We start from the raw sequence: 18,442 nt of genomic DNA on the forward strand, positions 1-18,442 counted from the left end.
AAAGAATCGTTAAAGAAGAAAAATTTATTCTTGAAAATTAAAAATAATTTGTTATAATAATATTTGTCTTACGACAAACTAGAGTAACTAGTCTGGTGGCGATGGCGAAGAGGTCACACCCGTTCCCATCCCGAACACGGAAGTTAAGCTCTTCAGCGCCGATGGTAGTGAGGGGATTCCCCTTGCGAGAGTAGGACGCTGCCAGGCGATGATGGAGGTTTAGCTCAGCTGGGAGAGCACTTGCCTTACAAGCAAGGGGTCGGCGGTTCGATCCCGTCAACCTCCACCATACATAACGAGCCGGCTTAGCTCAATTGGTAGAGCAACTGACTTGTAATCAGTAGGTTGTGGGTTCAAGTCCTACAGCCGGCACCATTTTGATTTGGATCGCTAGATCAATCGGAAAATAATAAACATATTATCTTTGAGAAACGTGTCGGGTTTACCACCCAATCAGATGATCCAGATTCCTAAATACAGCAATTGACCATTCAAATTTGTTATGAGCCATTAGCTCAGTCGGTAGAGCATCTGACTTTTAATCAGAGGGTCGGAGGTTCGAATCCTCCATGGCTCACTTTGTGCGGGTGTGGCGGAATTGGCAGACGCACCAGAATCAGGGTCTGGCGCCGCAAGGCGTGGGGGTTCGAGTCCCTTCACCCGCACATGTAAATGCGGAAGTAGTTCAGTGGTAGAACACCACCTTGCCAAGGTGGGGGTCGCGGGTTCGAGTCCCGTCTTCCGCTCCATTATCATGCCGGGGTGGCGGAATTGGCAGACGCACAGGACTTAAAATCCTGCGGTGGGTGACCACCGTGCCGGTTCGAGTCCGGCCCTCGGCACTCGTTTGCGCCCATAGCTCAATTGGATAGAGCGTCTGACTACGGATCAGAAGGTTAGGGGTTCGACTCCTCTTGGGCGCGCCATACGGGAAGTAGCTCAGCTTGGTAGAGCACATGGTTTGGGACCATGGGGTCGCAGGTTCGAATCCTGTCTTCCCGATTGAAATAAAAGTAATGGGGCCTTAGCTCAGCTGGGAGAGCGCCTGCTTTGCACGCAGGAGGTCAGCGGTTCGATCCCGCTAGGCTCCACCAATTACAAGTTTATATGACATATGGCGGTGTAGCTCAGCTGGCTAGAGCGTACGGTTCATACCCGTGAGGTCGGGGGTTCGATCCCCTCCACCGCCATTTAAAGGACCTTTAGCTCAGCTGGTTAGAGCAGACGGCTCATAACCGTCCGGTCGTAGGTTCGAATCCTACAAGGTCCACCATTCATTCGTGGAGGAGTACCCAAGTCTGGCTGAAGGGATCGGTCTTGAAAACCGACAGGCGGGTTACACCGCGCGGGGGTTCGAATCCCTCCTCCTCCGCCATTCTGAATGATGATTATCGTCGCGGGGTGGAGCAGTCCGGTAGCTCGTCGGGCTCATAACCCGAAGGTCGCAGGTTCAAATCCTGCCCCCGCAATTGCTTTTCCTTCTTAGAATTTAAATATTTTGGCTCGGTAGCTCAGTCGGTAGAGCAAAGGACTGAAAATCCTTGTGTCGGCGGTTCGATTCCGTCCCGAGCCACCATTTTTGCCCATTGATTCTCATGTAATGTTTATGGCGGCTATGGCGAAGTGGTTAACGCATCGGATTGTGGCTCCGACATTCGTGGGTTCGATTCCCACTAGTCGCCCCATTGCAGTGTTCGCGGGTGTAGTTTAGTGGTAAAACCTCAGCCTTCCAAGCTGATGTCGTGGGTTCGATTCCCATCACCCGCTCCAATTCATTCAGCATGGGCCTGTAGCTCAGCTGGTTAGAGCGCACGCCTGATAAGCGTGAGGTCGATGGTTCAAGTCCATTCAGGCCCATTTTGTTCCGCAGTAGCTCAGTGGTAGAGCAATCGGCTGTTAACCGATCGGTCGTAGGTTCGAATCCTACCTGCGGAGCCATTTTTGTATAAGGAGAAGTACTCAAGTGGCTGAAGAGGACGGTTTGCTAAACCGTTAGGTCGCAAATATGCGGCGCGCGGGTTCGAATCCCGCCTTCTCCACCATTTATATGAATATGGCCCGTTGGTCAAGTGGTTAAGACACCGCCCTTTCACGGCGGTAACACGGGTTCGAATCCCGTACGGGTCACTCTGAAAAATCGGCAGCATGCTGCCGATTTTTTTGTCCTATTCGTTTTTAGCCGCAGTGTTAAAGCCACTGCGGTTTTTTTATGTTCATATGAGTTTGAACCTCCATATATCTGTTAAGCATATAAATATTCCCATATGGAAGATATAAAGACTATAAGATGTACTGTTAAAATGAAGTCTTTCCCTCTTTGACGACTGTATCATTAGAAGCCCTTACATGCTAGACAACATTTTCCCGTGGTGAAATGGTTTGGATTTTGTCAGAAAACAGTGAAAAGTTATAAAAGGAGTTCTCTCTCTAACAGCAGAATTTAATCATGACACTAATTGGAGGAGGGGATACTTTTATGTCTGCATCTGCCCCTACGGATATGGATCATTATTTATTTCATGAAGGAAAACATTTTCATTGTTACGGTCTTTTTGGTGCACACATCCGAAAACGCCATGGTAAGGAAACGACAGAATTTTGTATTTGGGCCCCAAATGCGGTGGAAGTAAGGCTGATGGGTACTTTTAATGGATGGAATGGTGAGGGATACCGTTTGGAGCGTACTGGTCCGGATGGTATATGGTTCCTGTCGGTGAACGGAAATTTGGAAGGAGAGCTATATAAATATGAAATAACGACCCGGGACGGAGAACGTTTTTTGAAAACCGATCCATATGCTTTTTATACGGAAAAGCGTCCGAGAACCGCAGGGATTATTTATTCGTTGAACGACTATAAGTGGCATGATGAATCATGGCTGTTGGAAAAAGAAAAAAAGAGATTATATGACGAGCCCATGTTCATATATGAGGTTCACCTTGGAACGTGGCGAAAGAAAGAAAACGGTGATTTTTATTCTTACAAGGAATTGGCGGAAACTTTAATTCCGTATGTAAAAGAACAAGGATTTACTCATATTGAAATAATGCCGATAACCGAGCATCCATTTGATCTATCTTGGGGATATCAAACAACGGGCTACTATGCAGTGACAAGCCGATACGGAACCCCGCATGATTTTATGTATTTTGTGGATTGCTGCCATCAACACGGTTTAGGGGTTATTTTGGATTGGGTTCCAGGTCATTTTTGCAAGGACGCTCATGGTCTGTCAAAATTTGACGGGAGTTTTTTATATGAATACGAACATGAATGGGATCGGGAAAATTATGTATGGGGAACAGCTAATTTCGACTTAGCTAAAAAGGAAGTTCACAGTTTTTTAATTTCCAATGCGTTATTTTGGCTAGATATTTATCATATAGATGGTTTTAGGATCGATGCCGTTGCAAACCTTCTCTATTGGCCAAACCGCCATGAAAATCAGTTGAATTCTTTTGGAATTGAATTTTTGAAAAAGCTGAATGAATCGGTCTTTCAGTATGATGAAAATACGCTGATGATTGCAGAAGATTCTACGGACTTTCCTCTTGTTACTTCTCCTGTTTATTGCGGTGGTCTTGGATTTAATTACAAATGGAATATGGGATGGATGAATGATGTTCTTACCTACATGGAATTAGGATTTGAGGAACGTTCTCATTATCATTCTCTTATTAGTTTTTCTTTGATTTACGCTTTTTCTGAAAATTTCATTTTGCCTTTCTCCCATGATGAAGTTGTGCACGGCAAGAAATCACTGTTGGATAAAATGCCCGGAGACTATTGGCAAAAGTTTGCCCAGCTTCGCCTGTTAATAGGGTATATGGCGGCTCATCCCGGGAAAAAACTGTTGTTTATGGGCACTGAGCTGGCCCCATTTTCCGAATGGAAAGATCGGGAACAGTTAGATTGGCATTTGAGTCAATATGAGCTTCATGCGAAATTCCAACATTTCTCGAAAACACTGCTCTCCTTATATAAAAAAGAGACTCCTCTTTTTCAACTAGATCATTCCTCTGAAGGATTTGAATGGATTGATGTTCATAATTACAGCCAAAGCATCTTTTCATTTATACGGAAAGACAAAGATGGGAATCCACTTATCGTGATTTGCAATTTCAGAGAGTTTGCGTACGAGAAATATAAGGTAGGAGTGCCCTTTTTGGGAACCTATAAAGAGATTTTGAACAGCGATAGTGACGAGTTTGGCGGCTCAGGAAGGGTGAATCATAGGCCATTATCGGCGAAAAAAGGGATGTATCATGGCAAATCCGCGTACATAGAATTAATCATACCACCTTTTGCAGTTCTTTATTTAAAACCGGAAACGCTTGAAAGGAAGGAATCAATCGATGGCAAAAGAAAAATGTGTTGCTCTAGTGCTAGCGGGAGGTCAGGGGACCAGGCTGTCCGCATTGACCAAACAACTGGCAAAACCGGCCGTTCCGTTCGGCGGAAAGTATCGGATCATTGATTTTACTTTGAGCAATTGCTCGAACTCGGGAATTAATACGGTGGGGGTGCTTACCCAATATCAGCCGTTAGTCTTAAACTCTTATATCGGCATCGGAAGCGCCTGGGATCTTGACCGCAAAAACGGAGGAGTGACGGTTTTGCCCCCGTACAGTGAATCATCGACGATGAAATGGTATTCGGGAACAGCTAGTGCCGTTTATCAAAATCTTAATTATTTGCGGCAATATGATCCGGAATATGTATTGATTTTGTCAGGAGACCATATTTATAAAATGGATTACTGCAAAATGCTCGAGTTTCATATTGAAAAGGGTGCAGAGGCGACGATCTCCGTAATCGAAGTGCCATTGAAAGAAGCAAGCCGGTTTGGAATTATGAATACAAATGAAAAAATGGAAATAACCGAATTCGAAGAAAAACCTAAGATTCCAAAAAGCAATTTGGCATCTATGGGAATTTATATTTTTAATTGGGATTTGTTGCAAGATTGTTTAGATAAAGATAATCAAGATCCTTTGTCAAGCCATGATTTTGGAAAAGATATTATTCCGACTCTTTTACGCAAGCGGAGACGTCTTTACGCCTATCCATTTTCGGGGTATTGGAAAGATGTTGGTACGGTTCAAAGCTTATGGGAAGCGAACATGGATTTGCTGGAAGAAGAATGTGGATTAAACATTTTTGATCAATCATGGAGAATTTACTCTGTAAATCCAAACCAGCCTCCGCAATCGATTGGCGAACATGCCGTTATACAGGACTCATTAGTGAATGAAGGGTGCGTCGTGGATGGATATATTCATCATTCGGTTTTATTCCAAGGAGTAGTCGTCGACGAAGAGTCCTATATAAAAGATTCTGTCATTTTGCCCAACACGAAGATAGGAAAATATTGCACGATTGAACGGGCCATTGTTACTTGTGATTTGCCGGAACATACGGAAATCCGCGGTTATGATTTCATGGAAATTCCATTGATTACACAAGATAATCTACAGCAATGGATTGCTTAAATTTAAAAATGAAAATAGAGAATAATAAATAGGGAGGGGATCGATTGAAAGCTTCTTTGCTTGGTGTCATCGATGCAACCACTTATTTTGATTCTATGGAGGAACTGCTAACCCATCGTTGTTTAGCAGCCGTTCCGTTCGCGGGGCGCTATCGCTTGATCGATTTTATTCTTTCCAATATGGTGAATTCGGGAATCGAGAGTGTGGCCATTTTTCCGCGATTTCAGTTCCGTTCCTTAATGGATCATTTAGGATCGGGAAAGGAATGGGATTTAAACCGTAAAAGAGATGGGCTCTTTTTCTTTCCATCACCAGGTTTAGAAGTTATGGAAGAGGGGATTGGATCGTTTAGTCATTTTGCCCATCACATGGATTATTTTGACCGAAGCCAGCAACAATATGCATTAATCAGCAATTGCTTTACGGTTTTTAACATGAACTTTGAACCGATCTTAAATCGATTTATAAATGAAAATTGTGATATTATGATGATTTCCCACCATGGACAATCTATGGATATGTACCTTGTGAAGAAGTCATTGTTAGTTCAATTGATACAAACAAGGAAAATAACAGGATATCGATGCATGCAGGATGTGGTGGAAGATCAAAATAGTCGTTTGACAATATGCCTGTACGAATATGAAGGATTTGTGAAAAAAATTACTTCGATTGCTTCATACTATCAAGCGAGCATGGATGTGTTGGAACGAGACAATTGGTCAGCATTGTTTAAGGACGGCCAGCCGATCTTTACAAAAGTGAAAGATGAGCCGCCGACAAAATATACGAAATCGGCTATTGTCAAAAATTCGATTATTGCCAATGGCTGTGTCATTGAGGGAACGGTCGAAAACAGTGTGATTTTTCGAGGCGTCAAGATAGAAAAAGGTACGGTCATAAAAAACAGCATTATTATGCAAAAATCCCAAATCGGCAAGGATTGTCATTTGAATGGAGTCATTGTCGATAAAAATGGGCAAATTAAGAACGGTGTATCTTTGGAAGCTCGGAATGGGTTCCCGATTGTCTTGCCAAAAGGCGCAAAACAAGGAGAGTTGATGAAGTCTTGAAAATATTATTTGTTGTATCGGAATGTGTGCCTTTTATCAAGTCAGGAGGATTGGCAGATGTGGCGGGATCATTGCCAAAAGAATTGAAAAGGTTCGGCAATGATGTTCGCGTCATTCTTCCCAAATACGGCAATATAGATGGTCGTTGGAAATCGCAAATGACAAAAGAGGCGGAATTGACGGTTTCGGTCGGATGGAGAAATCAATATTGCGGAGTGGAACGGTTAGAATATGATGGAGTCATTTATTATTTTATCGATAATGAATATTATTTTAAAAGAGAGGGCCTGTATGGCTATTTCGATGACGGGGAACGATTTTCTTTTTTTACAAGAGCGGTTTTGGACAGTTTGGCCTCCCTGAATTTTTACCCGGAAATTCTTCATTGTCATGATTGGCATGCCGGAATGATTCCGTTTATGTTACGGATGGAGCATCAACATCGACACGGATATGAATTGATCCGAACCGTCATGACCATTCATAATCTTCAATTCCAAGGAATTTTCCCTAAAACCGTGCTCACTGATTTGCTCGGGTTGAAAGAGGAGCATTATCACCCTTCATTAACCGAATTTTTCGGCAACATTAATTTCCTGAAAGCGGGCCTTGTATCTGCTGATTGGATCACAACGGTTAGTCCGACTTATCGGGATGAAATTCTAACCCCTTATTTTGGAGAAAAGCTTCACGGAGTATTAAATAGTCGAAAAGAACAGATAACGGGCATACTGAACGGAATAGATGAATCGATTTATGATCCTCGTCATGACCCGTATATCGAACCTTATTCGGAAGAAGATCTAAGTGGAAAAAAAGAAAATAAAAAGCGCCTTCAAGAACAGCTTCATTTAAACGTGGAGGAACATATTCCTGTTATAGCGATTATTTCGAGGTTGACAAAACAGAAAGGGCTGGATCTGGTCAAATGTGTTTTTCATGAGATCATGCAAGAGAATGTCCAATTGATTGTACTGGGTACGGGAGAAGCAGAATTCGAACGATTTTTTGCCGAAACGGAAAACCTTTATCCAAAAAAAGTTAAAGCCATTTTGGAATTTAACGAGGAAATGGCCCATCGGATTTATGCGGGGGCGGACCTATTTTTAATGCCGTCGAAATTTGAACCGTGCGGATTAGGGCAAATGATCGCGATGAAATACGGTACTCTTCCAATAGTAAGGGAAACAGGCGGGCTCAACGATACGGTTCAATCTTATAATGAAATCACGAAAGAAGGGAACGGGTTTTCGTTTCGAAATTTCAATGCACATGATATGCTGTATACCATTCGGAGAGCACTGTCTTTTTATCGTCAGCCTGACATTCGGTATGAAATGGTTAGACAGGCGTTAGCTGCTGATAACAGCTGGTCTCATTCTGCTTATCAATATAATGAAATGTATGCCGATTTGCTAGCTGGGAGGGAAAGCCATGTTTTCTACTAAAGCAGAGTTTAAGGAAGCATTTTTAAACCGAGTTGAAAGAACGTCTGGAAAAAGTTTTGCGGAAACAACACCTTCGGATCAATTTCAAACATTGGGAAACATGGTGCGGGAGTATATTAGCCTGAATTGGATTCGAACGAATGAACATTATCGTTCTCATCGTCAAAAACAGGTGTACTATTTGTCCATTGAATTTCTTCTTGGAAAGCTTCTTGGACAAAATTTATTAAATGCCGGGATTTATGACCTCGTAAAAGAGGGACTTTCAGAGCTGGGGATTCAACTTTCCGAGTTGGAAGAAATAGAAATGGATACAGCTCTGGGGAACGGCGGTCTTGGGAGGCTGGCCGCCTGCTTTCTTGATTCGCTTGCAACGCTTGATTTACCTGGACATGGGCTTGGCATTCGCTATAAATACGGCCTTTTTGAACAAAAAATGGTCAATGGCTATCAAGTTGAACTGCCGGAGCAATGGTTGAAGCATGGGCATGTCTGGGAAGTGAGAAAAGCCGATTTAACGATGGAAGTTCCCTTTTGGGGAAGAGTAGAAACGGAGAATGATAATGGAAGGTTGACATTCCATCAATTGGATGCTGAATATGTATCAGCTGTACCATACGATATTCCCGTTATTGGCTATAAACGAAAAACCGTAAATACTTTAAGGCTGTGGAGCGCTGAACCGTCTCGATATATGCCTAATAAAGATGTGATGAAGTATAAGAAAGATACAGAGGCGATTTCAGAATTTCTTTATCCCGATGATGCTCATGATGAAGGAAAAATATTGCGTTTGAAGCAGCAATACTTTCTCGTTTCGGCGAGCATTCAATCGATTGTAAAAAATTATCTTTCCCAGCATAAACAGATTCGGGATTTTCATCGCTATACGGCCATACATATTAACGATACCCATCCAGCTTTGGCGATTCCTGAACTGATGAGGATTTTAATGGACAAACTAGGATTAGGATGGGATGAAGCATGGCATATTACGTCCCATACTTTTTGTTATACGAATCATACTACGTTGTCAGAAGCTCTTGAACGTTGGCCTGTCCGTCTTTTTCAGCCGCTGCTGCCGCGAATTTATATGATTGTTCAAGAAATAAATGAACGTTTTTGTCAACAGCTTTGGGAAAAATATCCGGGAGATTGGGAACGGATTGAGAAGATGGCCATTATTTCATACGGCGAAGTCCGAATGGCTCATTTGGCGATTTCCGGAAGCTATAGTGTAAATGGAGTGGCCAAACTTCACACAGAAATTTTGAAAAAAAGGGAAATGAAACGGTTTTATGAATTCCAGCCGGAAAAGTTTAACAATAAAACGAATGGAGTGACTCATCGGACATGGCTGTTAAAAGCGAATCCGGAGTTATCCCACTTAATAACGGAATCGATTGGAAACAGCTGGATCAGAGAACCGGAAAAATTGAGCTTATTGAAACAATACGAGGACGATTGGCTGTTTTTAGAACAATTGAAGAAAGTAAAAGCGGCCCGCAAAGAAATATTGGCTGAAAGAATTTGGAAACAAAATGGGATCAAAGTCGACACCCATTCTATTTTTGATGTCCAAGTGAAACGTCTTCATGCCTATAAAAGACAGCTGCTGAATATTCTTCATATTCTTTATTTGTATAACCGCATCCGAGAAGATTCCACTTTTTCTATTTATCCGCGAACTTTTATTTTTGGCGCGAAAGCATCTCCGGGTTACTATTATGCGAAACGAATTATTAAGCTGATCCATTCTTTAGCTGAAATCGTGAATAACGATCCTATTGTCAATCGATTCATCAAAGTGATATTTCTCGAAAATTACCGCGTTTCGCTTGCAGAAGAAATTATTCCTGCAGCCGATATAAGTGAACAAATTTCTACAGCCAGCAAAGAAGCTTCAGGCACTGGAAATATGAAATTTATGATGAACGGGGCCATTACGGTCGGGACGCTGGATGGGGCTAATATTGAAATGTTGGAGCGGGTCGGTTCGGAATCCATTTTGATTTTTGGTTTGACATCGGAAGAAGTGATGAAGTTTGAAAAAGATGGCGGCTATTATTCCCGTGAATATTACCATCATGACAAGCGTATCAGGCGGGCGGTAGATCGGCTGGTTGATGGTCTATTGCCTGATTCCGAACAGTTCGAAGTGATTTATGATTCTTTGCTTGAAGGAAATGATCAGTATTTTGTGTTAAAAGACTTTTCTCCTTATGTGGCGATTCAAGAAAAAGCAGGATATCTCTATGAAAAAGAACAAGAGCGTTGGTTGCGAATGATGGTTCAAAACATCGCGCAGTCGGGATATTTTTCTAGTGACAGGACCGTTCAAGAATATGCCAAAGAGATTTGGAAGATTGGAAAATATGGAAATCGAGACTAATCCGACTTTTCGCCAATGGAACTTTTAGTTTGAATAAGCCTATGTTCGGCGGGCGCCTTTTTATCAAGAATAAAAGCTTGTTTTCCCCGGCTCCCGCCAACTGGCATTCATCCATTCACTTCTTGGATCCATCCCCTCGTTGATTTTAAAAACCCCTTTCCATCCTTGCGGGCGACTAATATTCATCATCCATACATCTATTTTTGTACAAAGAAAAAACCTGTCCTCATTATAGGGACAGGTTATAAGAAGTAACTGATAAAAAGCCCGATTGATAACAAAAATCCAAAGATCGTATTCGTTTGTGCGGTGGCTTTCATGGCAGGCATCATTTGGATCGGTTTCGTTTTTCCGATAAATCCTTTAACGGCTTTGACGGCTTTTGGTACACTTAAAAAGACGATCAATAGCCATGGAGAGGCGATTTGAAATAGGACGAGGGCTGTTACCCAAGCATACGAAACGATAAACATCCCTTGCAGGAAACGGATCGCATTTTCTCGACCGAGCAATATGGCTAATGTTTTTCTGCCGTTTTCTTTGTCGCCATCCAAATCTCGAATATTATTCGCCAATAAGATGGAGCCGATCAAAATAGAAATGGGAATCGAGATCAGAACACTTGTAGTGGTGATGAATTCCGTTTGAATGTAAAAGGATATTAAAATAATGATAAGTCCCATGAACAAGCCTGATGTCAGTTCGCCAAACGGGGTATAAGCAATCGGTTTCGGTCCGCCCGTATAGAGGTATCCGGCAATCATTCCAAGCGTTCCGATAACCGCAATCCACCAGCTTGATTGCATGCAAATATAGACGCCGAGCAGTACAGATATTCCGCACAGGGCAAAAGCTAGAGATAAAACAGTCTTCGGTTTAATGCCGTTTCGTACGATGGCTCCACCGATTCCGACTGAATGCTCTGTGTCCAAGCCGCGCACATAATCGAAATATTCATTAAACATATTGGTAGCCGTTTGGATCAGCAAACTAGCCAACAGCATGGCAAAAAATAAACCAAAATGTATCGATGTATATTGATATGCGAGCGCGGTCCCTATTAAAACAGGAACAAAGCCGGCTGTCAGGGTGTGTGGACGAGTAAGACGCCACCAAACACGCCATCCTTTCTCCGGCTGTATAGCAGGAGTTGTATGCATTTCCATTGATGGATCTCTCCTTATATTTCTAGTAAAAATAGCCTATAAAACATCCTATTCTCCCACCATCACTATAGAAAATGAAACAAAAGGTGTCAATCTTTTTTTACCGATTGATGAACGGGAGGGGGGATAATGACAGCCTAAGGAATGCGCGGGAAAAGAAACAGCCGATTAAAATCTCTGCTGGATCCTTCTGACTTTCGTCGTAATGCGAATGCCAACTTTTTCTTTAGCTTATTTTATTGTGGGCAAGCGTATTTGATTAATCTTTGGCAAGGTTAAGATATAATAGAAATGGAATTGTGAAAAAAGTGTTACGTTGACTTTAAAAACGACAGAGGTGTATCTTTAAAGAAGTTTAAACGCGAGAGTCGAATAAAGTATAGTTGAAGTGGAGGCTGTTTCATTGTCTATTAAAAGTCATCATCTTCCTGTTCAATTGATGAGCAAATTGGAAAACAGAAAAAGGAAGAATCAAGCCATGCTTTTCAGTATAACAGAAGAAATGGATTTTATAGATCCCCTCGCTTTTTATTATGGCAATGATTCCGTTTATTCAGGTGAACGCTTTTTTTGGAAAGACTCCGAAAGCGACACGATTATAGTTGGTGTGGGGAATGCAGCTGTTTTAAGGAGCGAAAAGGGAATTAAGGAAAGATATAAAGAAATAGAGGATAAATGGAATCATTTATTGAAAGAAGCGGTGATCGAAAACGCCCATAAAGAGGTTATGGGCACCGGCCCCCTTTTATTCGGTGGTTTTTCTTTTGACCCCGGCACGATAAAAGAGGAAAAATGGGCTCCGTTTTCTTCTGCCTATTTTGTTCTTCCGTCGTTTATGGTAACGATAAAAAAAGACCGTACATATTTGACTTCCAACGTGATTCATACAGCCCATGAAGAAGACGATTTTCTTGAAAAATGGATCAGCCAAAAAGAAAAGGTCATTAGAAACGCGAAAGAAGTCCCGGAAAGAATGACGGCCATCGTAAATGTGGCTGAGCACGGCAGCAACGAATGGAAGCAAGCAGTCCATAAAGCGGTTAAACAAATTCACTGTAATGAAACACTAAAAAAAGTGGTATTAGCCAGAATGTTAACCGTACAGTTTCAAGAAAGACCTTTTCTGGAAGCTGTATTAAAACGTTTATGGGAGGAGCAGCATGAAAGCTTCCTCTTTGCGCTGGAAACGATGAATCGTTGTTTTTTAGGCGCGTCTCCAGAAAGATTGGTCCAAAAGTGGCATGAAAATGTGCTTTCCACATGCTTGGCTGGTTCGATCCGGCGCGGCAAAGATTTAAAAGAGGACCAAAAGCTTGGACAAGAATTAATGGGAGATCGTAAAAATCGAAAAGAACATCAGTTGGTTGTCGATATGATTGGCAGCGTCATCAACAGTTTGTGTGAAAACGTTCAAATTCCAGAACAGCCGGAGCTGCTGAAATTGAGTGATATACAGCATCTTTTTACGCCTGTTGTCGGAAAAGCCCGTCGAAACATGTCGGTGCTGCAGTTTGTTGAAAGATTGCATCCTACTCCTGCGTTAGGCGGTCTGCCTCAGCAAGAAGGGATAGAAAAGATTCGTCAATTGGAAGAAATAGACAGAGGTCTTTATGGCGGACCTATCGGCTGGATAGATGGCGACGGAAACGGAGAATTTGCAGTGGCCATCCGTTCTGGTCTTTTTCATGACGCTCAAGCTTATCTATACGCAGGATGCGGAATTGTAGCTGATTCAGAAGCGGAGAGCGAATATATAGAAACAAGCATTAAGTTTCGGCCAATGCTCCGGGCTATAGGAGGAGACATCCATGAATAATGAATCATTGACATTGTATTTATCCCATTTCATTGATGAATTGACGAAAGCAGGAGTTCGCCATGTTGTCGTCAGTCCGGGGTCGCGATCAACTCCGATGGCCATGTTGATGGCAGAACATCCTGACCTGCATTTGTATCTTCACATCGATGAGCGGTCAGCCGGTTTTTTTGCTTTGGGCATGGCAAAAGCTTTGCGGAAACCGATCGCGTTGCTCTGTACATCCGGAACCGCTGCAGCCAACTATTATCCGGCTGTGATCGAGGCAAATTATGCACGCGTCCCCTTGATTGTTCTTACCGCTGATCGACCGCATGAACTAAGGGAAGTAGGGGCTCCGCAAGCGATCGATCAAAATCATCTTTACGGTCGCCATGTGAAATGGTTTGTCGATATGGCGCTTCCGGAGACGGGGGATACGATGCTTCGCTACGCGCGTTCGAATGCGGCTCGAAGCGTTTATATAGCTTCTCAAGTACCGATGGGCCCGGTTCATTTGAATTTTCCGTTTCGTGAACCGCTTATCCCTGATTATAAGCATGCTTACGAATCCATCACACAAACTGGACGGACTGTTCAGCTTCAAAATGTTGCGCGTGAACTTCCAGAGGAGGAACTGGAAGGCCTTGCGCATGAACTGGTTCAGTATGAGCGCGGGATTATCGTTTGTGGAGCGCTTGATTCCACCGGTTTTTCCGAACAAGTCGTGAAGCTTTCGAAAGCGTTAGGTTTTCCCGTTTTGGCGGACCCGCTCTCACAGTTGAGAAGCGGCCCTTTTTTGTCAAAAGAAATTATAGACAGTTATGATTCTTTTTTGAGGGATCAAAACGTCCGCCGTCTGCTTGCTGCAGATGTGATCATTCGTTTTGGTGCCATGCCGGTCTCCAAAGCGTTGACTTTCTTTTTGCAAGAAAACCGCGATGCTGAGCAATGGGTGGTCGATGGCGGAGGTCTTTGGCGTGACCCATCTTATTCTGCCACACGAATGATTGCCTGTGAGGAAACATCTTTTTGCCGAAAATTATCTGAAAAAGTACGAAGAAACCATCATTCCCAGTGGATTGAAAAATGGATAGCCGTCAACGAGAAAACAAAAGAATGGATGCGCACCGTAAATGATGTCGAGTTTTTAGATGAAGGGAAACTGTTTTATCAGCTTCATCATGCATTGCCTGAAGGAGCCACTCTCTTCGTAGGCAACAGCATGCCGATTAGAGATGTAGATTCCTTCTTCTTTAAGAATTCTAAACAGATTGAAATTATGGCGAACAGGGGAGCCAATGGCATTGACGGGGTTGTTTCCACTGCCATGGGGGCGAGCGTATTTAGGCAGCCATTGTTTTTAGTCATCGGCGATCTTTCGCTCTTTCACGATATGAACGGGCTGCTCGCAGCTAAACTGCATCGATTGAATGTGAATATCATCATCGTCAACAACAACGGCGGCGGCATTTTTTCTTATTTGCCCCAGGCAGAGCATCCAAAACATTTTGAAGAACTTTTTGGCACTCCCATCGATCTGGATTATTCGCTTGCTGCTGAAATGTACGGAGGCGACTATCAAAAAATATCAAGCTGGGATGAATTTCAAGAGTCTGTACAAAAAGCGGTTTCCCATGAAGGATTATCCATTATTGAAGTACCGACCAATCGGGAAAAAAATGTCATGGTCCATCGACAATTGTGGAAGAATGTTTCCCGGGAAATAACTTCTATGCTGCTAGGTGAGAGAAAATGAATATGACGGTCAATGGCCGAACGTATTATTTCACATTCGCTGGAAAAGGGGAGCCGCTTTTATTTCTTCATGGATTTACCGGCGACCATACAACATGGGATGAAATAGTGGCAAAGCTGCAAAAAGATTATCAATGCATTTCCATCGATATTCTCGGCCATGGCAACAGCGCACATCCGGAAAACAGCGAAGAATATGCGATCGAAAAGATTGCTGGTGACGTGATCGAACTATTGAGCCGTCTGAGTATCCAGAAAATCAATGTGATCGGCTATTCCATGGGAGGGCGGCTAGCCTTGACGATGGCGGTATTATATCCGAAAAGAGTCAAACGGTTGATTTTGGAGAGTTCTTCTCCCGGTTTGAAAACTGAAACGGAAAGGTCTGCGCGCAGAAAACGAGATCATGCATTGGCAGAAAAAATTTTGCAAGCTGGTATTCAGGCATTTGTAGATGAGTGGGAAAAGATCCCTTTGTTTGCTTCTCAGTCTCAATTGCCGATCGAGATCAGAAAAAAAATCCGCGAACAAAGACTTCGCCAACATCCTTTAGGACTGGCCAATTCTCTTATAGGGATGGGTACTGGCGCACAGCCGTCTTGGTGGAGCCAATTAGATCGTCTGGACATGCCGGTGCTGTTGATCACCGGTTCACTGGATGTGAAATTTAAAAAAATTGCCCAAGAAATGAAAAAAATGCTGCCGAATGGACGTTGGGAAGAAGTCGAAGGCGCTGGGCATGCAATTCATGTCGAAGATAGTCAAAAGTTTGGTACAATAGTGAATGAGTTTATTAGTTCTACATAAGGAGGAGAATGAAAATGGGGTTTCCTTGGGTAAAGGAACGCGAATACGAAGATATTATTTATGAAACTTATAACCACATTGCCAAAATTACGATTAACCGCCCGGAAGTCAGAAATGCTTTTCGGCCGAAAACGGTCATGGAACTGATTGATGCTTTTTCGTATGCTCGCGATGATTCTAATATTGGAGTCATCATTTTAACAGGTGCGGGAGACAAAGCGTTTTGCTCCGGCGGTGACCAAAAAGTCCGCGGACATGGCGGCTATGTAGGAGAAGATAATATTCCGCGCTTAAATGTATTGGATTTGCAGCGTTTGATTCGCGTGATTCCGAAACCGGTTATTGCGATGGTAGCCGGATATGCCATTGGCGGCGGTCATGTCCTTCATGTCGTTTGCGATTTAACGATTGCGGCTGACAACGCGATCTTCGGACAAACCGGACCGAAAGTGGGAAGCTTTGACGGTGGATACGGAGCTGGCTATTTGGCTCGTCTTGTCGGTCATAAAAAAGCGAGAGAAATCTGGTATCTCTGCCGTCAATACAACGCTCAGGAAGCATTGGAAATGGGGCTTGTCAATACAGTTGTTCCACTTGAGAAATTAGAAGAAGAAACGGTGAAATGGGCGGAAGAAATTTTAGAAAAAAGTCCGACGGCCATTCGTTTCTTAAAAGCGGCGTTCAATGCTGATACCGATGGCTTAGCCGGAATTCAGCAATTGGCCGGCGACGCAACGTTGCTTTATTATACAACCGATGAAGCAAAAGAAGGACGCGATGCCTTTAAAGAAAAACGTAAACCAAATTTTGGACAATTCCCGCGTTTCCCTTGATATCGTACAAGAATCACGAAGAAAGCTTGATGGAATTCCATCAAGCTTTTTTGAATCATAGAAAGGAGGTTTTCGTGTGGCCGCAGTATTACCCAATTTTTTAAAACAGCGGGCATCATTAACTCCTGACCGTCCTGCCGTTCTTTTTCATGATCAGTCTTATACGTTTCAAGACGTTTTCGAAAAAGCGCTGAAATTCGCGGAAAAAATTGCATCCTACTCCATCAGTTCGGGGGATGCGGTAGCCTTGTTAGTCAAAAACAAACCGGAATCGATTTTTATTATTTATGCTTTACAGCAGTTAGGCGCAGTGGCGGTCATGATCAATACAAGATTAACAGAATCAGAAATCTCATGGCAGATTACGGATTCAGAGGCCAAGCTCCTGATTTACGATGATGAATTTAAAGATACAGCGGATCGCGTACAAAATCAAAACGGGAATTTGGAAAAAGCAAGCATAGATGAACTGAAGGAAAGAGAGCCGCGTCTTACATTTATTGCTGAAGAGTGGAAGATGGATCATATATGTTCCATTATGTACACTTCAGGTACGACCGGCAATCCAAAAGGAGTTTTGCAATCATACGATAATCATTTTTGGAGTGCAGCCGGTTCTGCGTTGAATTTAGGGTTAAAAGAAGATGATCTATGGATTTGTGCTGTCCCTCTTTTCCACATCAGCGGCTATTCCATATTAATGCGCAGCATCATATACGGAATGACTGTTCGGCTATATGAACGATTTGATGAAGAAGACATCAACAATAAGCTGATCAACGGTGAAGGAACGATTATTTCCGTTGTGACGGTGATGTTGCAGCGTTTACTGAATAATCTTGGAAATAAATCTTATTCATCACGTTTTCGCTGCATGCTTCTCGGCGGAGGCCCGGCGCCAAAATCGATTTTGGAACAATGTGCTGAAAAAGGAATTCCCGTATTTCAAACATACGGAATGACCGAAACTTCCTCGCAAATCGTAACGCTTCCGCCTGAATATAGTTTGAGCAAGCTTGGATCAGCCGGAAAGCCGCTTTTTCCAGCACAAATTCGCATTATGGAAGATGGGAAAGTGCTGCCTCCTCTGAAAGCCGGTGAAATTGTCGTAAAAGGACCAAATGTGACGAAAGGTTATTTGAAAAGGGAAGACGCAAATCGCGAGCGATTCCAAGATGGTTGGCTGTTCACGGGGGATATCGGCTATCTGGATGAAGAGGGTTTTCTGTATGTGTTGGATCGGCGTTCAGATTTGATTATTTCCGGTGGAGAGAACATATATCCGGCAGAAATCGAATCGGTTCTAACGGGACATCCGGATGTTGTTGAAGCCGGAGTCATTGGGGTAAATGATGCAAACTGGGGCCAAGTGCCGGTTGCGTTTCTCGTCGTGAAAAAGCACGCTCCAGAAGAGGAATTATTGGATTATTGCCGAATGCATTTGGCAAAATATAAAATTCCAAGGCGCTTTTTTACCGTGCCGGCATTGCCGCGAAATGCGTCCAACAAATTGTTAAGAAGGGAATTAAAACAGCTGTACCGGGAAATGATGAAAAAGAATGCCCAAAACTCGGATGAATAAAAAAGGCTTGCCAAAGCGGCAGCCTCTTTTTTATGGATTGACGTTTTCCTTTAAGGTAAATGTCAGTGCCTCTTACTTACATATAAAGTCGGAAGC

At 43.0% G+C, this 18,442-nt stretch carries 11 protein-coding genes, 20 tRNA genes and 1 rRNA gene; 31 read left to right on the top strand and 1 reads right to left on the bottom strand.

The window, feature by feature from the left end; translation table 11 throughout:
* Nucleotides 1–91 precede the first annotated feature (91 nt).
* The 26 genes from rrf to N1I86_RS11970 all read left to right on the top strand — a co-directional run bounded on the left by rrf (nucleotide 92) and on the right by N1I86_RS11970 (nucleotide 10,405).
* Nucleotides 92–207: ribosomal RNA gene (rrf, locus tag N1I86_RS11845) — 5S ribosomal RNA — on the top strand.
* A gap of 6 nt (nucleotides 208–213) precedes the next feature.
* Nucleotides 214–289 (top strand) — tRNA-Val (locus N1I86_RS11850).
* A 10-nt stretch (nucleotides 290–299) separates the two neighbouring features.
* Nucleotides 300–375 (top strand) — tRNA-Thr (locus tag N1I86_RS11855).
* Nucleotides 376–504: 129 nt separating this feature from the next.
* A tRNA-Lys gene (locus tag N1I86_RS11860) sits at nucleotides 505–577 on the top strand.
* A 6-nt stretch (nucleotides 578–583) separates the two neighbouring features.
* Nucleotides 584–665: transfer RNA gene (locus N1I86_RS11865), tRNA-Leu, on the top strand.
* A gap of 9 nt (nucleotides 666–674) precedes the next feature.
* A tRNA-Gly gene (locus tag N1I86_RS11870) sits at nucleotides 675–749 on the top strand.
* 7 nt (nucleotides 750–756) lie between these two features.
* Nucleotides 757–842: transfer RNA gene (locus tag N1I86_RS11875), tRNA-Leu, on the top strand.
* Between the two features lie 7 nt (nucleotides 843–849).
* Nucleotides 850–926, top strand: a tRNA-Arg gene (locus N1I86_RS11880).
* 2 nt (nucleotides 927–928) lie between these two features.
* Nucleotides 929–1,002: transfer RNA gene (locus tag N1I86_RS11885), tRNA-Pro, on the top strand.
* 16 nt (nucleotides 1,003–1,018) lie between these two features.
* A tRNA-Ala gene (locus N1I86_RS11890) sits at nucleotides 1,019–1,094 on the top strand.
* A 22-nt stretch (nucleotides 1,095–1,116) separates the two neighbouring features.
* Nucleotides 1,117–1,190: transfer RNA gene (locus N1I86_RS11895), tRNA-Met, on the top strand.
* Nucleotides 1,191–1,196: 6 nt separating this feature from the next.
* Nucleotides 1,197–1,273 (top strand) — tRNA-Ile (locus tag N1I86_RS11900).
* A 9-nt stretch (nucleotides 1,274–1,282) separates the two neighbouring features.
* Nucleotides 1,283–1,375 (top strand) — tRNA-Ser (locus N1I86_RS11905).
* Nucleotides 1,376–1,395: 20 nt separating this feature from the next.
* A tRNA-Met gene (locus N1I86_RS11910) sits at nucleotides 1,396–1,469 on the top strand.
* Nucleotides 1,470–1,500: 31 nt separating this feature from the next.
* A tRNA-Phe gene (locus N1I86_RS11915) sits at nucleotides 1,501–1,576 on the top strand.
* Nucleotides 1,577–1,609: 33 nt separating this feature from the next.
* Nucleotides 1,610–1,685: transfer RNA gene (locus tag N1I86_RS11920), tRNA-His, on the top strand.
* A gap of 11 nt (nucleotides 1,686–1,696) precedes the next feature.
* Nucleotides 1,697–1,770: transfer RNA gene (locus N1I86_RS11925), tRNA-Gly, on the top strand.
* A 13-nt stretch (nucleotides 1,771–1,783) separates the two neighbouring features.
* A tRNA-Ile gene (locus N1I86_RS11930) sits at nucleotides 1,784–1,857 on the top strand.
* 6 nt (nucleotides 1,858–1,863) lie between these two features.
* Nucleotides 1,864–1,938 (top strand) — tRNA-Asn (locus N1I86_RS11935).
* A gap of 11 nt (nucleotides 1,939–1,949) precedes the next feature.
* Nucleotides 1,950–2,042: transfer RNA gene (locus tag N1I86_RS11940), tRNA-Ser, on the top strand.
* Nucleotides 2,043–2,055: 13 nt separating this feature from the next.
* Nucleotides 2,056–2,127 (top strand) — tRNA-Glu (locus N1I86_RS11945).
* A 349-nt stretch (nucleotides 2,128–2,476) separates the two neighbouring features.
* Nucleotides 2,477–4,477, top strand: a complete 2,001-nt coding sequence (gene glgB, locus N1I86_RS11950) for a 1,4-alpha-glucan branching protein GlgB (RefSeq protein WP_003352694.1) — start codon at nucleotides 2,477–2,479, stop codon at nucleotides 4,475–4,477.
* Nucleotides 4,419–5,492 (top strand): glucose-1-phosphate adenylyltransferase, encoded by a 1,074-nt coding sequence (locus tag N1I86_RS11955; RefSeq protein ID WP_003352695.1) that lies wholly within the window; start codon nucleotides 4,419–4,421, stop codon nucleotides 5,490–5,492. Before glgB ends, N1I86_RS11955 begins: the two co-directional genes overlap by 59 nt.
* A gap of 44 nt (nucleotides 5,493–5,536) precedes the next feature.
* A complete protein-coding gene (locus N1I86_RS11960; RefSeq protein WP_341096493.1) occupies nucleotides 5,537–6,565 on the top strand; it encodes a sugar phosphate nucleotidyltransferase in 1,029 nt (342 codons plus the stop codon).
* A complete protein-coding gene (gene glgA, locus N1I86_RS11965; RefSeq protein ID WP_341096494.1) occupies nucleotides 6,562–8,013 on the top strand; it encodes a glycogen synthase GlgA in 1,452 nt (483 codons plus the stop codon). Before N1I86_RS11960 ends, glgA begins: the two co-directional genes overlap by 4 nt.
* Entirely contained in the window at nucleotides 8,000–10,405 is a 2,406-nt protein-coding gene (locus N1I86_RS11970; protein WP_341096497.1) for a glycogen/starch/alpha-glucan phosphorylase, read from the top strand. The genes glgA and N1I86_RS11970 overlap by 14 nt, the downstream gene beginning before the upstream one ends.
* Nucleotides 10,406–10,647: 242 nt before the next feature.
* Here the strand turns inward: N1I86_RS11970 and N1I86_RS11975 are convergent, their stop codons facing one another.
* Nucleotides 10,648–11,571, bottom strand: a complete 924-nt coding sequence (locus N1I86_RS11975) for a 1,4-dihydroxy-2-naphthoate polyprenyltransferase (protein WP_341096500.1) — start codon at nucleotides 11,569–11,571, stop codon at nucleotides 10,648–10,650.
* 403 nt (nucleotides 11,572–11,974) lie between these two features.
* Between N1I86_RS11975 and N1I86_RS11980 the strand changes: the two genes are divergently transcribed.
* From N1I86_RS11980 to N1I86_RS12000, 5 genes are all read left to right on the top strand, one after another.
* Nucleotides 11,975–13,387, top strand: coding sequence for an isochorismate synthase (locus tag N1I86_RS11980; protein WP_341096502.1), 1,413 nt, complete (start codon nucleotides 11,975–11,977; stop codon nucleotides 13,385–13,387).
* On the top strand, nucleotides 13,380–15,125 hold the full coding sequence (menD, locus tag N1I86_RS11985; RefSeq protein ID WP_341096504.1) for a 2-succinyl-5-enolpyruvyl-6-hydroxy-3-cyclohexene-1-carboxylic-acid synthase: 1,746 nt from the start codon (nucleotides 13,380–13,382) through the stop codon (nucleotides 15,123–15,125). The genes N1I86_RS11980 and menD overlap by 8 nt, the downstream gene beginning before the upstream one ends.
* Complete coding sequence (menH, locus tag N1I86_RS11990) at nucleotides 15,122–15,931, top strand: 2-succinyl-6-hydroxy-2,4-cyclohexadiene-1-carboxylate synthase (RefSeq protein WP_341096507.1); 810 nt, start codon at nucleotides 15,122–15,124, stop codon at nucleotides 15,929–15,931. The genes menD and menH overlap by 4 nt, the downstream gene beginning before the upstream one ends.
* 14 nt (nucleotides 15,932–15,945) lie before the next feature.
* Nucleotides 15,946–16,764, top strand: a complete 819-nt coding sequence (menB, locus tag N1I86_RS11995) for a 1,4-dihydroxy-2-naphthoyl-CoA synthase (RefSeq protein WP_270583969.1) — start codon at nucleotides 15,946–15,948, stop codon at nucleotides 16,762–16,764.
* Nucleotides 16,765–16,840: 76 nt separating this feature from the next.
* Nucleotides 16,841–18,346 (top strand): o-succinylbenzoate--CoA ligase, encoded by a 1,506-nt coding sequence (locus N1I86_RS12000; RefSeq protein WP_003352705.1) that lies wholly within the window; start codon nucleotides 16,841–16,843, stop codon nucleotides 18,344–18,346.
* Nucleotides 18,347–18,442: the final 96 nt, after the last annotated feature.

Source organism: Bacillus sp. FSL W8-0116 (assembly GCF_038003825.1).
Classification (GTDB): Bacteria; Bacillota; Bacilli; order Bacillales; family DSM-4216; genus Bacillus_O; species Bacillus_O smithii.